Source organism: Gilliamella sp. X-23 (genome assembly GCF_057063545.1).
Window position 1 is genome coordinate 137,099 of the sequence record NZ_JBXSQG010000004.1, and the last position, 15,755, is coordinate 152,853.

Consider the following 15,755-nt stretch of genomic DNA (forward strand, 5'->3'; position numbering starts at 1 on the left):
CTATTGAATAATTCAATATAACCAAAACGCAAAATTCACTCCATATAGCTAATATTAGGTAATATAATTATGATTCAAGATTCATTAGGCTTTCCAATAGAAACTATATTGGTATTTATTGGACTAGCCTTGGCCGCAATTATTATTGATTTATATGCTCACCACAACGATAAACCAATTAGTTTAAGCAATGCCATTGTTTGGTCACTATTTTGGATAATCGTTGCATTGGTGTTTGCACTATATTTGTACCTTCATCATGGCAGTGCTATAGCCAGTTTATTTATTACAGGTTATGTCCTTGAAAAAGCATTATCGGTTGATAATTTGTTTGTGATTATGGCTATTTTTTCGTGGTTTGCAGTACCAAATAATTATCGACATCGCCTACTTTATTGGGGAGTTATTGGCGCTATTATATTTCGTGCCTTATTTGTGGTAATTGGTACAGGTTTGCTATATTTGGGGCCTTGGATGGAATTTGTATTTTCGATCTTAGTTGCTTGCACAGGAATCATGATGTTAAAAAATCAAGACAATGACCAAGATATCAAAGATTATTCAAATCACTTTGCTTTTCGCATAGCCAAACGTATTTGTCCATCTTATCCCAAAATTGTCGGCCATCACTTTTTATTGTCTCAGAAACAACTTGATACAGAGCTTGCAAAACCTGAAAACAAAAATTTAGTGGATACAATACCTAAAAGTACTTTTTATGCTACACCGCTGTTTCTATGTATTATTGTAATCGAACTAAGTGACATTATGTTTGCTTTTGATTCAGTTCCTGCAGTAATCGCTGTCAGCCAAGAACCATTAATCGTCTATAGTGCTATGATCTTTGCTATTTTAGGACTTAGAACGATGTACTTTATTTTACAAGCCATGAAACAGTATTTAGCTCATCTTGGTAAAGCAGTTATCTGTTTACTCTTTTTTATTGCCGGAAAATTGGTTTTAAATGCAAGCAACCACCTATGGGGGTATGGTATTGATATAGCTCCAACCACAAGTCTTTATATCGTTTTAGGCATACTAGCTTTGGGGATTATTGCAAGTATTATATGGCCAGAAAAGAATAAATCTCAATAATTGCAATAACGATATTGGCAGGATTACCTGCCATTTTGGGTTTATATTTATTGGCGTTTTAAAGAGCGAATAAAATAGCTCACACATAAAATAACAAACCAAATAGGTGTTGCCACTAATGCTTGGCGGGTATCTGCCTCGAAAGTAAGTAACACAATCATGAAAGCAAAAAAAGCTAAACAGACAACACACATCAAAATACCACCGGGCATTTTAAATTGAGATTGTTCATGCAAGTTTACTTTTTTACGACGATAAGCAATATAAGAAATAAGAATCATCGACCAAATAAACATAAATAAAATAGCTGAAATTGTAGTTACTATGGTAAAGGCTTCCATGACATTAGGCACTAAGTAAATCAAAACTACACCACCAAATAAACAAGCACACGAAAACACTAAACCATTAGCCGGTACTGAACGACTTGATAATTTGCCAAAAGGCTCTGGCGCATCTTGTTTTTTAGCAAGTCCAAATAGCATTCGGCTTGTTGAGTAAATACCGCTATTAGCGGAAGATGCAGCTGATGTAAGTACTACGAAATTAATAATACTTGCAGCTGCAGGTAAACCAATTAAAGTAAATAATTCAACAAATGGGCTTTTATTTGGAGAAATTAACGTCCAAGGTGTGACACTCATAATAATGATTAAAGCAAAAACATAGAAAAAGATAATACGTGCTGGCACAGAGTTAATAGCACGAGGTAAATTTTTGCTCGGATCGACTGTTTCTGCAGCCGTTGTACCAACTAATTCAATTCCCACGAAAGCAAAAATAGCAATTTGAAATCCAGCAAAAAAGCCCATAGTACCATGAGGAAAAAAGCCGCCGTACTCCCATAGATTCGAAAATGTAGCTGTGGTATCTGTTTGTTCGGAATGGAAAGCAGTTATAATAAGAATTAGTCCAATACCAATCAGTGCTAAAATTGCAACAATCTTAATCATTGAAAACCAAAACTCTGTCTCACCAAACATTTTTACAGTTAATAGATTTAAAGTTAATAGCAAGATAACCGTCAATAACATTGGTATCCAAGATTGTAGTTCAGGAAACCAATGTTGCGCATATCCAGCAATTGCAATAACATCTGCAATTCCTGTAACCACCCAGCAAAACCAATAAGTCCAACCAGTAAAAAATCCGGCCCAAGGACCTAGAAGGTCGTTGGAAAAATCACTAAAAGACTTGTATTTCAAATTAGAAAGAAGGATTTCACCCATCGCACGCATAACAAAAAAAAGAATAAAACCAATAATCATATACACAAAAATAATAGAAGGTCCAGCAAGACTAATTGTCTTTCCCGAGCCCATAAATAAGCCAGTACCAATTGCACCACTAATTGCAATTAATTGAATATGACGGTTAGAAAGGTTTCGCTTTAGATCATGCTTTGAGGATGTAATGCTCATCGCTATTATTTCCTTTTGTTTTCACAATTTCTCGATTTTCTAAGAATATAGGACTATAAAGTCTATAAAATAAAAGCGCAAGCTGAATCGTTATGAAAACTTTTTATAGATTCTTAATAATTAACTGTAGTTTCTTATAATAGAATCTTGTAGCATAGCATTATATGTTTTATAACTGATTATAATTAATGACTAAGATGAAAGAAAACAGCCATTACTATCGCTTTTATGCTTTATGCTTTTTTATTATGTTATCGCTATTAAGCGGTTGTCAAAGCAACAAAAATGAAGGACAACAATATAGAGATGGAAAATTACCATTACCTCTCAACATCAGCCATCCACAACTGCCCTCGCCTATTAACATTTCTGACTATATTATCCAAGTTTCAAAAATTAAAGAAATATCACCATCTTTATATCAAAAAAATGAACATATATATAAAGCTATCGACGCTTGGATTAACCGTTCATTAGGCACCAGTGAATTTAAAAAAGTCGGATTAAATAGCTATGAAATGGCTGGGCAAGATGGCTATGGTAACGTGCATTTAACAGGTTATTACACTCCCGTGATTAAAGCAAGACATACACCAACTGCAGAATTCAAATACCCCATTTATAAAATGCCGCCTAAAACAACAAAAGGAAGATTACCAAGCCGTGAACAAATTTATAATGGAGCATTGTCAGGGAAAGGGCTTGAAATCGCTTATAGTAACTCTTTGATGGATAACTTCATCATGGAAGTACAAGGCAGTGCTTATATTGATTTCGAAGATGGTTCTCCTTTAGTCTTCTTCTGCTATGGTGGCAAAAATGGCCATGGTTATTCAAGCATTGGAAGATTACTAGTAGAACAAGGTGAAATCGAAAAAGAAAAAATGTCGATACAAGCTATCAAAGATTGGGCCAAAAATAAAAGTGAAAAAAAACTGAAAGAATTATTAATTCAAAACCGCTCATTTGTTTTTTTTAAACCACAACATAATGCTGAAGTAAAAGGCGCTGCTGCAGTACCTTTAGTTGCTAATGCATCTGTCGCCTCTGATAAATCACTAATACCAATTGGTTCGGTGGTATTAGTTGATGTTCCTCTACTTGATAATGATGGACAATATCGCGGTAGAAGAGAGACTCGTTTAATGGTTGCACTTGATGTAGGTGGTGCAATTAAAGGGCATCATTTTGACCTTTATCTCGGTATTGGAGATAAAGCAGGTAAATTAGCTGGTTATTATAACCACTATGGCCGTGCATGGGTGATTAAGCCTTAAACGACTAACATCGACGCCATTAGAAGAACCTGTTAGAATAACGCAATACGAGTTGAATTAAGGATCACCCATGAGATTATGCGACCGAGATATTGAAGCGTATTTACAAAATGGTAAATTAAAAATAACGCCACAACCGGCAGCGAGCTGTATTAATGGTGCAACCGTTGATGTTAGATTAGGTAACCAATTTCGAACGTTTCGAGAACATACTACACCTTATATAGATTTAAGCGGACCTAAAGAAGAAGTATCGGCAGTACTAGAACGTGTGATGAGTGAAGAAATGATATTACCGGAAGGTGATGCCTTTTACTTACATCCGGGTGAATTAGCATTAGCGGTAACATTAGAATCAGTCACTATTCCTGATGATTTGGTTGGGTGGTTAGATGGGCGTTCATCGCTTGCAAGACTAGGACTTATGGTTCACGTTACAGCCCATCGAATCGATCCCGGTTGGCAAGGACAAATTGTATTAGAATTTTACAATTCAGGAAAAATTCCATTAGCACTTAGACCAGGAATGACCATCGGCGCGCTCAGTTTTGAAACACTAACAGGACCTGCTGAAAGGCCATATAACCGAAGACAAGATGCTAAATATAAAGACCAACATGGAGCTGTCGCCAGTCGTATTGATAAAGACTAAACGGTTTATAACCTTAAAAAAGGAATATTAATATGATCAAAAAAATATTGGTTACTTTACTTATCTTAATTTTAGTTATCACAATTAGTATTGTTTCTCTTATTGTTTTTGTCGATCCTAACAATTTTCGTGGGTTTATTTCCAATACAGTAAAAAATAAAACAGGCTATGAATTATCTATTGAAGGTAATTTGCGCTGGCACATATGGCCACAAGTGAGTATTTTAACCGACTCAGTAAAACTATCCGATAATGGCTCTGAAAAACCCATTTTAACTGCAGATAACATGAGACTGGATGTTGAATTACTGCCTCTTTTTTCAAAAAAATTATCAGTTAAAAATGTATTTATAAAATCAGCGATCATCAACATTACCGATGAAAGTAAAGGAAATATTGCAAAGAATAAAGTTAAAATTTCCTCGAATACTATCAATGATGATAAGCCTACTGATTTAAAGGCTCAAAAAAGTTCATCTAATTGGGAATTTAACCTAAATAAGTTTGAAATTGCTGATAGCACTGTGGTATTGCAACATAGTGATGATCTTATTAACTTTAGAAATATTAATTTAGTGATAGAACAAAATAAAGATAAAAATGTCTCTATCAACTTAAAAGGAAACATAGATAAAAATCAACAAGATATATATTATGTAGCTAACGCTTCTGTTGATTTAAATCAATTTCCAGAACAAACTACAGTCGATTTAAAAAAGTTAGATTTTACCTATAAGGGCGTTACTAATTCAGCAAAAGAGCTAAAAGGTAGTATTAATGGTGTATTTAACTACCAACAAACCCCAATGTTATTAAACAGTCAAAATTTATCTTTTTCAGTTAATGAGAATCATTTTACCGGTACTATCAACGCCGATTTAGCAAATAAACCGGATATAGATTTACAGTTAAATTCAGAAAAAATCGACCTTACTTCATTTTTAGAAATAGATGAAAAATCGAAAGAAAAGACAACTATCCAACAAACTTCACCCGTAGTATCAAATGTCACAAAGAGCGATAATGAATTAAGCTTTCTAAATACTTTTAATGCTAAAGCTAAATTGAATATCAAACAGCTCAATGCTAATAAAATCACATTAAATAATATTGAAGTTAATATAGTTAATAATGACGGTATTGCAATATTTAAAAATATTAGTTTAGATTTTGCTAAAGGCCATATAGATGCAACTGGTGTGGCAAATGGCAAACAAAAAAATACGCTAATCAAACTTAATACTAAAATAGCAAATATTAATTTAAATACATTTTTCAGTCAGATAGATACCGAAAACGATCTAGATGGTTTATTTAACGCTACTGGAGATTTAGAAAGTAACAGTTTATCGAGTTCCAAACTGTTAGCCAACTTACAAGGTAATCTAGATATTGTTGTAACCAATGCAAAACTCAAAAATCTTAATATTCAAAGTATTATCCAAAATGCAGCGGCACAATATTCGAAAGATGTCATAACACCTGAAAATCAAGAAAAATATACCCAATTTCATAAAATTTCGACCAATACCTACTTGAAACAAGGCAATTTGGAATTTTCTACATTAAGTGCGAATTCTGAGACACTTGATATCATTGATGGTTCAGGAAGAGTTGGGATATTAAAGCGAGATTTAGATATTAATTTGAGTTTAAAAATGTTTGGCGGCTGGAACGGAAAAAGTGAAACCATTGGAAAACTGCAAAAATTGACAATACCATTACGTATTTATGGACAATTTGCTAATCTTCGTTACCAAATAGATATGGGTAAATTAATCACCGATATGCTAAGTGATAAATTACAAGAGCGGTTAGACAAACTTCGTGATAAATTAGAAAACCGTGATGCTAAAGATCACTCAAAATCTAAATCCAAAGCCATTGATATATTAGATGGATTGCTCAAAAAGTAATAATAAAAAATTCAAATTGCTTACTAATCAAAAACTCGCTTTTAGCGAGTTTTTGATTCAACTATTAAACAAAAAAACAATCAAAAGCATTTTGTCCGTAAAATTACAAAGCCATTAATTTTAAATTTATTTGTGAACTAGTAACTCTGTTTTTATAACCTTAATAAGTTTTTTTAACATAAAATCTAGCAAACAAGCTCAAAAGCTCTAATCCCAGCTGAATCAAACTCAATAATTACCTATACCTGATAAAAAACGGTTTTATTTCCAACAAAAATCAGTCAGAAAAGGTATTGATTTTATTTAATTTTTTATTTATGAAAAAATTATTTATTATGCAACATTGAATAAGCACAATACAGATACACACATATCCTTGTGATCTGCTCATCTTACATCCTTATATGGGTTTGATACTAGATAGTTCCCGTTTGTCATTTGCTAATAACTAAGTAGATATCGATAGTATTGGATTTTCGTTAGTTGACTTGTAGTAACCCTATTCAAAATATAAAAAAACAATAAAGCTATTTTTATAGTTTTTTTAGGTTATCTTGCCCCAAAATTGTAAAATTAAAATAAAAAAATAAACCCCGAATTATCTCGGGGTTTATAGCAATTTAAGATGAGAAAAACTCACCTTTATATACCTAATATCTAAGCTATTTATAAAATAAACTTACTTAAATCTTCATCTGCAACAAGTTTATCTAAATGATCGCCAACATATTTAGCATCAATTGTGACAGTTTGTCCATCAAGTTCACTAGCCTCAAATGAAACTTCTTCCATCAAACGCTCTAATACAGTATGCAATCTACGAGCACCAATATTTTCATTTTGTTCATTCACTTGCCATGCTGATTCTGCAATTTTACGAATACCATCAGGAGTAAAATCGATATTAACGCCTTCCGTTGCCATTAGCGCTTTATACTGCACAGTAAGTGAAGCGTTCGGTTCAGTTAAAATACGTTCAAAATCTTCGCTAGTCAGTGCCTGTAATTCCACTCTAATTGGCAATCTACCTTGCAATTCAGGTATTAAATCAGATGGATTGGCAGTTTGAAAAGCACCTGATGCAATAAACAAGATGTGATCTGTTTTAACAGCCCCGTGTTTAGTCGATACAGTACAACCTTCAACCAATGGTAAAAGATCTCGTTGCACACCCTCACGTGAAACATCTGGCCCTGAAGAGTTACCTCGTTTACAAACTTTATCTATCTCATCAATAAAAACAATTCCGTTTTGCTCAACCGCTTCAATCGCTTCATGCTTAAGTTCATCAGGATTAACCAATTTAGCAGCCTCTTCTTCGATAAGCTGTTTAAACGCATCTTTAATCTTCATTTTACGTGGTTTAGTTTTTTGTCCACCTAAATTTTGAAACATTGATTGTAACTGGTTTGTCATCTCTTCCATACCTGGAGGAGCCATAATTTCAACACCGATATTCACACCAGCTAACTCAATTTCTATCTCTTTATCGTCAAGTGAACCTTCACGTAATTTTTTACGAAAAGCTTGTCTTGCTGTTGAATTATGATTATCTTCAACTTGTCCCCAACCATCTTTAGCTGGCGGCACAAGCACATCTAAAATACGATCTTCAGCAAGTTCTTCCGCTCGATTACGATTTCGTTCCATTGCTTCCTGGCGAATCATTTTTACCGCTGAGTCGGTTAAGTCACGAATAATTGAATCTACTTCTTTTCCCACATAACCAACTTCAGTAAATTTAGTCGCTTCTACTTTAATAAATGGTGCTCGTGCCAATTTTGCTAATCGTCTTGCAATTTCAGTTTTACCCACCCCAGTTGGACCAATCATAAGTATATTTTTAGGAGTAACTTCATGACGCAATGTTTCATCTAGCTGCATCCGACGCCAGCGATTACGCAATGCTATAGCCACAGAACGTTTGGCTTTATCTTGTCCTATGATGTGTTGGTTTAATTCGCTTACAATCTCACGAGGAGTCATTTCAGACATAGTTAAATTTCTCTTAAATCAGATTAATAATTAAGTTCTTCAATTGTTTGGAAGTTATTAGTATAAACACAAATATCACCAGCAATCGATAATGATTTTTGCACAATATCATGTGCAGAAAGTGAGGTATTATCTAATAAAGCCCGAGCCGCTGCTTGCGCATAAGGACCACCAGAACCAATAGCAATTAAATCATCTTCTGGTTGAATAACATCGCCAGTCCCTGTAATAATCAGTGACGCACTTTCGTCAGCAACAGCAAGTAACGCTTCTAGTTTACGCAGCATTCTATCAGTTCGCCAATCTTTAGCTAGTTCAACAGCAGCTTTGGTTAAATGTCCTTGGTGCATTTCTAATTTTCGCTCAAATAGCTCAAATAGAGTAAAAGCATCAGCAGTACCACCAGCAAAACCTGCAATCACTTTGTTATTATATAAACGACGAACTTTACGAGCATTACCTTTCATAATAATACGTTCGCCTAACGTGACTTGGCCATCACCACCGATAACGACTTGCCCCTCACGACGGACACTGACAATTGTTGTCATGTTCTGCTCCTTCTTTTACTTAAATAACTTGATTCGGAATGAATAGAGGATATATTGGGATGATTAATGTGATTTCAACATTTACATTTACAGATATAGGTAATTTATTATAAAAATTTTTTAGAAAACATCGTATTTACGTATAAAAATCATTTCGGTTGAAAGTCAATTGTCATCGTCTTTACTTGATTATAAAACGCACTTGCAGGCTTTGGAATTACTGCTTGCTTAGTCGCTGCAAGCGCCTCTCGACATAGTGCGTCATCACCACCTTTTGCACTAACGCTCAGCAATAAGCCATCCGGCGCTATTTGAATTTCTAATATACAATTTCGACCACTATATAATTTATTAGGATTAATAAATTTATTGCTGATAGCATTTTGAACTAAAGATTTATATTTATCGAGTTCTCCATTTGAAACACCTTTGCGGCTAGCTGCACCACCTGATGGACTGGGTGAGCCCGATGTTAGCCCACCTAGCAAATTATCAAGTTCTTTATCTTTTTTTGCTTGTGCTGCTTTTTTTGCTTTTTCGGCTGCAGCTTTTTCAGCAGCAGCTTTATCCGCCGCAGCCTTTTCTGCAGCGGCTTTTTCAGCTGCTTGCTTTTTTGCTTGTTCTTCTTTTTGCTTAGCTAGTTCTGCTTGTTTACGTTCATTTTCAGCTCGTTGTTTTTCAAGAAGTTCTTGTTCAGCTTTTGCTTTAGCTTCATGTTCGGCTTTTTGTTTCGCTAATTCTTCTTGTTTTCGCTGATTTTCTTCGCGCTGTCTTTCTAATAATTCTCGTTCTGCTTTTAATTTAGCTTCTTGCTCTGCTTTTTGTTTTGCTAACTCAGCTTGCTGTTGCTCTAAACGCTGTTTTTCCGCTTGCCTTTGCTGTTCTTCTAACTGCTCTTTCGCTTTGCGATCAGCTTCTTCTTTTTGTCTCGCAACCCTTGCAGCCTCCGCGGCTTCTGCTTCTTTCTTTTGTAGTTCTTCTACTCTTAGGCGCTCTCTTTCTAACTCTTTAAGCCTCTGTTGCTGAGCTAGCTGTTGCTCTTGTAACTCACGAGCCTGATTATCTATTTGTTGCTGTCTTTGTTGTTCAGCTTGTTTTTGACTAACTTGCGTTTTTAGTTGTCTTTGGTACTGTTCGGTCATCACGGAAGGATCAACCATAATAGCGTCTATAGAATTCCCATTAACACTACCATAGTTAGCATCATTATCATGCAGAGCCCGATACCCCAAAATGATGATTAAAATCACATGTAATATAATGGATATTATAATTGCTATACTTAATTTTGAATTTGGCTTATAAGACATTGCTGACATCTTGCTATATTATTTTATTTAAATTGGTTGAGTCATTAATCCTACAGACTTAACGCCCGCAGATTGTAGTAAATTCAAGGCTTTTATAATTTCTTCATAGGGCACATTTTTAGCCCCACCGACTAAAAAAACAGCTTTGTCATTAAGTGACATTTGTTGCTTCACTTCTGCGACAATCTGCTCTTGTGGTAAGTTAGATTGACGATCCTGATCAATAATCAGTGCATATATTCCCACACCAGATACTTCAATAATAATTGGTTTATTTTCTGAAGACGAAACCGTTTTTGATTCCGACGCCTCTGGCAGGTCAACTTCAACACTTTGGCTAATAATTGGCGCTGTTGCCATAAAAATAAGCACTAATACTAATAGTACATCCAGTAGAGGGACTATATTGATTTCAGATTTAGTTGAATAACGTGAACGCCTGTTTCTGCTCATAATTACTTCCTAACAGCAACAGCTTGACGTTGTAGAATTGCAGAAAATTCATCAATAAAGTTAAGGTAACTTTGTTCAATTCGGCTTACCCCCAATGACAAGCGATTATATGCAAGTACCGCAGGAATAGCAGCAAATAAACCAATTGCAGTTGCAATTAACGCCTCAGCAATCCCTGGTGCGACCATTTGTAACGTTGCTTGTTTAACAGCACCTAACGAAATAAATGCATGCATAATTCCCCAAACAGTACCGAACAAACCGATATATGGACTTATAGAACCCACCGTCCCTAAAAAAGGAATATGTAATTCTAGAATATCTAGCTCACGATTCATTGCTAAGCGCATAGAGCGCGATGCACCATCTAAAGCCGATTCAGCCATATTTGGGTTAATTTGATATAGCCGTGAAAACTCTTTAAAACCTGAATAGAAAATATGCTCTGTACCGCTAATTTCTTCTTTATGAAATTTTGCTTTATCAAACAAAACATTTAAATCATCGGCAGCCCAAAAACTATTATCAAATTGCTCAATCTGTTTTTTAGCTTTACCTAAAATCATAGTTCGTTGAAATATAATAGCCCACGACATAACGGAAAAAGCAAGTAGCAATAACATAACGCCTTGTACTAACAAGCCTGCCTGCAAAAACAGAGCAATAATATTCAGATTTTCCACTTATATAAACTCCAAAACTAATAACTTGGGAAGCCCACATGGCTTCATTTTAATAATATCAACACAAGCGATAAGAACACTTGCTGTACTAATAATTTGTTTATTTTGATTAAAAATAGTTTGCTTAAAAATAATAGACGCTTTACGAACTTGTTCAACCTCAGAACTGATAGTTAGCATATCATCTAAACGGGCTGGAAATTGGTAGCTAATATCCATCTTTTTTACAACAAAAGCAATACCTTCTTGTAATAATGTTTGTTGGCTAATACCAAGCTGCCTTAAAATTTCTGTCCTTGCTCGTTCATAAAAAGCAAGATACCTAGCATGGTAAACAACACCACCAGCATCCGTATCTTCATAATAAACTCTTGCATTCCAATTGAATTGTCTCATACCCGAATTATACTAATTAAATTTAGTGCTATTATATCTGAATATAAAATTCACTGCACTATGATATAAAAAACACAAATGAAAAAAATTATCATTTACATTTTATTCTTTACAACTCTATTTAACAATTAAAAAGGTGACGATTTGCCACCTTTTTATTATTTTTTAATTAGTATTATTTGTTATTAGATTCTTTTTCGCTACTATCGCGTTCAATCCATAAGCCAACTACAGCGGATAACATACATGCAGCCATAAGTCCTATAAACCATAAAACGTAATACATAACTTTTCCTTAATAAAGTGAGTGTTTATTATTTTCGATATGATTTTTATCCAATCGCCCAAACATTTTGATATATGACCAAATAGTATACAAAAGAACTATAGGCAAAAAGATAAGAACAACAACAAACATAATATTAAGTGTTAATTGACTTGATGATGCATCCCATATTGTCAAACTTGCATTTGGCATAATGCTTGAAGGCATAATGAATGGGAAAGTTGCAATACCGTAGGTAAATAAAACACATGCAATTGTTAATACTGATGAAACAAACACTAATGCATTTTTATTTAAACTAGAAAAAAGAATAGTCAATAGCGGCAACAAAACACCTAAAGCAGGTACTATCCATAAAATAGGACAATTCATATAGTTAGTTAACCATGACGTATTTATAGATACGGTCTTGCTTAGTGGATGAGATGAAGCATTATAATCAATCACGCTAGTTACTTCATAGCCATGAATACCAAATGTCACCCAAACACCAGCTAGCACAAATGCAATTAACATGACTAAACTAGCAATTTGTGTAGCCTTTCTAGCTCTTAAATAAAGTTCACCTGATGTTTTCAGCTGTAACCATGCTCCACCATGAGCTACAAATAACATTAAGCTAACAACACCAGTCAACAGTGCAAATGGATTAAGCAAACCAAAGAAGTTACCATCATAAAACACACGATAAGAGTTATCAAATCTAAAAGGAACACCTTCTAATAAGTTACCAAAAGCGACCCCAAAAACCAATGCAGGCACAAAGCTACCAGCAAAAATGCCAGCATCCCATAAATTACGCCATTTTGAATTTTCTAATTTACTACGATAATCAAAACCAATTGGTCTAAAAAACAGTGCACAAAGCACTAAAATCATAGCAATATAAAAGCCTGAAAATGACGCAGCATATGCCATAGGCCACGCAGCAAAGACTCCTGCACCAGCAGTGATCAACCAAACTTGGTTTCCATCCCAATGGGGAGCAATTGCATTAATCATAATTCGACGTTCTGTATCTGTTTTACCGATAAAAGGTAATAAAATACCCACGCCCATATCAAAACCATCGGTGACAACGAAACCGATTAAAACAACACTAATTAGTACCCACCAGATGACGCGTACAATTTCATAATCAATCATTGTGTATACTCCCTATGCCCTATTCTGTTACCGGTTGTGTTTTTTCATAATGATAGTTGCCCGTACCTAAAGAACTAGGTCCTAAACGAGCAAACTTAAACATTAAGAATAATTCAGCAACTAAGAACAATGTATAAAGGCCACAAATAAGTACCATAGTGAATAGCACTTCACCTGCAGTTAATGATGAATTTGCTACTCCTGTCGGTAAAATATCCTGAATTGCCCAAGGTTGACGCCCATACTCGGCAACAAACCAACCAGATTCACATGCAAGCCAAGGGAATGGTAAAAACAAAACTAACAAACGATGTAACCAACGTTTCTCACCAATTTTATTTTTATAAGTAGTCCATAAAGCAAAGCCAGTGCCCAAAATCATTAACACACCAAGACCTACCATCACTCTGAAAGCCCAAAATAGTGGCCATACTGTAGGAATTGAGTCTTCAGTAGCAGCTTTAATATGCTCTTCTGTCGCTTGAGGAATCGTTAAATTATCACGATCGGTAAAACGTTTAACCAGATAACCATAACCTAAATCAGATTTATTATCCTCAAATGCTTTAAGGACATCAGGATCTTGATTACCTTTTTGAATTTTTTCTAAATTTGTATAAGCCAAAATACCTTTACGAATTCTCGTTTCATTATTCGCTAATATATCTCTTAATCCAGTTACTTGCGTGTCCAATGAACGAGTGGTCATTATGCCCATTGCATAAGGAATTTCTATTGCAAATAAATTTTCTTTATTTTTTTGTGATGGAAAAGCAATGACATTGAATGATGCTGGTGCCGGTTGAGTTTCCCATTCAGCTTCAATGGCAGCAAGTTTGGCTGGTTGGACAGTTGTCATTTCATGCCCAGCTTCATCCCCCATTAGAGCAACAGCAATCGACATAATAAACCCAAATGTCGCGGCCACAGCAAAAGAGCGTTTAGCAAAGGCAACATCACGCTTCTTCAACAAATAGTAAGAACTAATACTTAAAATAAAAATAGCACCTGTTAAATAACCTGCAGCAACGGTATGAACAAATTTATATTGAGCAACAGTATTAGTAATCAGCTCAAAAAAGCTCGCCATTTCCATACGTGAATTAACTGGGTTAAATTCAGATCCCACTGGGAATTGCATCCAACCATTAGCAACTAAGATCCAAAGTGCCGAAAGGTTAGAACCAAATGCAACACACCAAGTCACCATTAAATGCTTACCACGGCTTAATCTATCCCAACCAAAAAAGAATAAACCTACCATAGTTGATTCTAAGAAGAATGCCATTAAACCTTCAATGGCTAACGGCGCACCAAAAATATCACCCACATAATGTGAATAATAAGACCAGTTAGTACCGAATTGAAATTCCATGGTTAAGCCAGTTGCGACACCTACTGCAAAGTTAATACCAAACAGTTTGCCCCAAAACTTTGTCATATCTTTCCAGACTTGCTTACCACTAACAACGTACACCGTTTCCATAATTGCTAGCATAAACGCTAAACCCAACGTTAATGGAACAAAAATAAAATGATACATTGCAGTAAGTGCAAACTGGAGGCGTGAAAGTTCTACTATATCTAACATAAGCGCTCCCTCTAATCCTTAAATACTCACAAATTTTTATGTTATTGACGGCTATTATACACCGATAATGACAGAATAAAATTGATATATATCAAAAAAACTATATCTTAATTTGTTTTTTTACAGCATCTCCAATATCCGTAAGACTTTTTACAACCGTAATGCCCGCAGATTGCAATGATTTTGATTTTTCTACTGCTGTACCTTTATTACCTGAAATAATCGCACCTGCATGCCCCATACGTTTTCCTGATGGTGCAGAAACACCAGCAATATATGCAATCACAGGTTTAGTTACGTGTTTTTTAATATATTCAGCAGCTTCTTCTTCAGCGCTACCACCAATCTCACCAATCATCACAATAACTTCAGTTTTAGGATCTTGCTCAAGTAAGGCTAAAATAGAGATAAAATCGCTACCAGGAATAGGATCACCGCCGATGCCAACACATACTGATTGTCCTAAGCCAATATCCGTTGTTTGTTTAACTGCTTCATAAGTTAGTGTTCCAGATCGAGAAACGATTCCCACCTTTCCTGCTCGATGAATATGACCCGGCATAATACCTATTTTACATTCATCTGGGACAATAATACCCGGACAGTTAGGTCCAATCATTACGACATCATTTAGCCTTAATTTTTCTTTAACAACTAACATATCTAAAGTTGGAATACCCTCAGTAATACAGACAATTAATTTAATACCTGCATCAATCGCTTCCAAAATAGAATCTTTACCAAATGCTGCTGGTACATAAATAACACTTGCAGTTGCACCGGTTGCTTCAACCGCTTCTTTAACAGTATTAAAAACAGGTAAACCTAAATGGACTGTTCCCCCTTTACCAGGTGTCACACCGCCAACTAATTTAGTACCATAAGCTAGCGCCTGTTGTGAGTGTAAAGTACCTTGCCCCCCCGTAAATCCTTGGCAAATGACTTTGGTTTCTTTATTGATTAAAATTGACATAATAACCCTT

At 35.0% G+C, this 15,755-nt stretch carries 15 protein-coding genes; 4 read left to right on the forward strand and 11 right to left on the reverse strand.

Annotation, left to right across the window (positions count from 1 at the left end):
* Positions 1-69 precede the first annotated feature (69 nt).
* Entirely contained in the window at positions 70-1,095 is a 1,026-nt protein-coding gene (locus tag ACYH9I_RS04295; RefSeq protein ID WP_483559180.1) for a TerC/Alx family metal homeostasis membrane protein, read from the forward strand.
* Between the two features lie 47 nt (positions 1,096-1,142).
* On the opposite strand, the gene cycA is transcribed toward ACYH9I_RS04295, so the two are convergent.
* Positions 1,143-2,525: a D-serine/D-alanine/glycine transporter gene (gene cycA, locus ACYH9I_RS04300; protein WP_483559228.1), complete on the reverse strand. Its 1,383-nt coding sequence runs from the start codon at positions 2,523-2,525 to the stop codon at positions 1,143-1,145.
* A gap of 179 nt (positions 2,526-2,704) precedes the next feature.
* On the opposite strand from cycA, the gene mltA reads away from it, so the two are divergent.
* The 3 genes from mltA (at position 2,705) to asmA (ending at position 6,361) form a co-directional block, all read left to right on the forward strand.
* Complete coding sequence (gene mltA / locus ACYH9I_RS04305; RefSeq protein WP_483559182.1) at positions 2,705-3,793, forward strand: murein transglycosylase A; 1,089 nt, start codon at positions 2,705-2,707, stop codon at positions 3,791-3,793.
* A gap of 70 nt (positions 3,794-3,863) precedes the next feature.
* Positions 3,864-4,445 carry a dCTP deaminase gene (gene dcd / locus ACYH9I_RS04310; protein WP_483559184.1) on the forward strand — a complete coding sequence of 194 codons (582 nt, stop codon included), beginning with the start codon at positions 3,864-3,866 and terminating at the stop codon, positions 4,443-4,445.
* 32 nt (positions 4,446-4,477) lie between these two features.
* Positions 4,478-6,361 carry an outer membrane assembly protein AsmA gene (gene asmA / locus ACYH9I_RS04315; protein WP_483559185.1) on the forward strand — a complete coding sequence of 628 codons (1,884 nt, stop codon included), beginning with the start codon at positions 4,478-4,480 and terminating at the stop codon, positions 6,359-6,361.
* Positions 6,362-7,027: 666 nt separating this feature from the next.
* Here the strand turns inward: asmA and hslU are convergent.
* From hslU to sucD, 10 genes are all read right to left on the reverse strand, one after another.
* Positions 7,028-8,356, reverse strand: a complete 1,329-nt coding sequence (gene hslU, locus ACYH9I_RS04320) for an HslU--HslV peptidase ATPase subunit (RefSeq protein ID WP_091347655.1) — start codon at positions 8,354-8,356, stop codon at positions 7,028-7,030.
* 23 nt (positions 8,357-8,379) lie between these two features.
* Positions 8,380-8,907: an ATP-dependent protease subunit HslV gene (gene hslV, locus ACYH9I_RS04325; RefSeq protein ID WP_025316169.1), complete on the reverse strand. Its 528-nt coding sequence runs from the start codon at positions 8,905-8,907 to the stop codon at positions 8,380-8,382.
* Positions 8,908-9,056: 149 nt separating this feature from the next.
* Entirely contained in the window at positions 9,057-10,217 is a 1,161-nt protein-coding gene (tolA, locus tag ACYH9I_RS04330) for a cell envelope integrity protein TolA (RefSeq protein ID WP_483559186.1), read from the reverse strand.
* A gap of 27 nt (positions 10,218-10,244) precedes the next feature.
* Positions 10,245-10,670: a colicin uptake protein TolR gene (gene tolR, locus ACYH9I_RS04335; RefSeq protein WP_160401934.1), complete on the reverse strand. Its 426-nt coding sequence runs from the start codon at positions 10,668-10,670 to the stop codon at positions 10,245-10,247.
* 2 nt (positions 10,671-10,672) lie between these two features.
* Positions 10,673-11,353: a protein TolQ gene (gene tolQ / locus ACYH9I_RS04340; protein ID WP_160401933.1), complete on the reverse strand. Its 681-nt coding sequence runs from the start codon at positions 11,351-11,353 to the stop codon at positions 10,673-10,675.
* Positions 11,354-11,749 (reverse strand): tol-pal system-associated acyl-CoA thioesterase, encoded by a 396-nt coding sequence (gene ybgC, locus ACYH9I_RS04345; RefSeq protein ID WP_091347670.1) that lies wholly within the window; start codon positions 11,747-11,749, stop codon positions 11,354-11,356.
* Positions 11,750-11,924: 175 nt separating this feature from the next.
* Entirely contained in the window at positions 11,925-12,035 is a 111-nt protein-coding gene (locus ACYH9I_RS04350; protein WP_141683340.1) for a cytochrome bd oxidase small subunit, CydX/CbdX family, read from the reverse strand.
* 9 nt (positions 12,036-12,044) lie between these two features.
* The gene (gene cydB, locus ACYH9I_RS04355) at positions 12,045-13,181 is read right to left on the reverse strand and encodes a cytochrome d ubiquinol oxidase subunit II (RefSeq protein WP_483559188.1); all 1,137 of its coding nucleotides are present in this window, start codon (positions 13,179-13,181) and stop codon (positions 12,045-12,047) included.
* A 19-nt stretch (positions 13,182-13,200) separates the two neighbouring features.
* Positions 13,201-14,772 carry a cytochrome ubiquinol oxidase subunit I gene (locus tag ACYH9I_RS04360; RefSeq protein ID WP_483559189.1) on the reverse strand — a complete coding sequence of 524 codons (1,572 nt, stop codon included), beginning with the start codon at positions 14,770-14,772 and terminating at the stop codon, positions 13,201-13,203.
* Positions 14,773-14,872: 100 nt separating this feature from the next.
* Positions 14,873-15,745, reverse strand: a complete 873-nt coding sequence (gene sucD, locus ACYH9I_RS04365) for a succinate--CoA ligase subunit alpha (protein WP_483559191.1) — start codon at positions 15,743-15,745, stop codon at positions 14,873-14,875.
* Positions 15,746-15,755: the final 10 nt, after the last annotated feature.

Excerpts from the sequence above, each read along its gene's own strand:
- dcd (WP_483559184.1), top strand. The coding sequence starts at position 3,864 with ATGAGATTATGCGACCGAGATATTGAAGCGTATTTACAAAATGGTAAA.
- ACYH9I_RS04295 (WP_483559180.1), top strand. The coding sequence starts at position 70 with ATGATTCAAGATTCATTAGGCTTTCCAATAGAAACTATATTGGTATTT.
- hslU (WP_091347655.1), bottom strand. The coding sequence starts at position 8,356 with ATGTCTGAAATGACTCCTCGTGAGATTGTAAGCGAATTAAACCAACAC.
- sucD (WP_483559191.1), bottom strand. The coding sequence starts at position 15,745 with ATGTCAATTTTAATCAATAAAGAAACCAAAGTCATTTGCCAAGGATTT.
- ACYH9I_RS04360 (WP_483559189.1), bottom strand. The coding sequence starts at position 14,772 with ATGTTAGATATAGTAGAACTTTCACGCCTCCAGTTTGCACTTACTGCA.
- asmA (WP_483559185.1), top strand. The coding sequence starts at position 4,478 with ATGATCAAAAAAATATTGGTTACTTTACTTATCTTAATTTTAGTTATC.
- mltA (WP_483559182.1), top strand. The coding sequence starts at position 2,705 with ATGACTAAGATGAAAGAAAACAGCCATTACTATCGCTTTTATGCTTTA.
- cydB (WP_483559188.1), bottom strand. The coding sequence starts at position 13,181 with ATGATTGATTATGAAATTGTACGCGTCATCTGGTGGGTACTAATTAGT.
- hslV (WP_025316169.1), bottom strand. The coding sequence starts at position 8,907 with ATGACAACAATTGTCAGTGTCCGTCGTGAGGGGCAAGTCGTTATCGGT.
- tolA (WP_483559186.1), bottom strand. The coding sequence starts at position 10,217 with ATGTCTTATAAGCCAAATTCAAAATTAAGTATAGCAATTATAATATCC.
- ybgC (WP_091347670.1), bottom strand. The coding sequence starts at position 11,749 with ATGAGACAATTCAATTGGAATGCAAGAGTTTATTATGAAGATACGGAT.
- ACYH9I_RS04350 (WP_141683340.1), bottom strand. The coding sequence starts at position 12,035 with ATGTATTACGTTTTATGGTTTATAGGACTTATGGCTGCATGTATGTTA.
- tolR (WP_160401934.1), bottom strand. The coding sequence starts at position 10,670 with ATGAGCAGAAACAGGCGTTCACGTTATTCAACTAAATCTGAAATCAAT.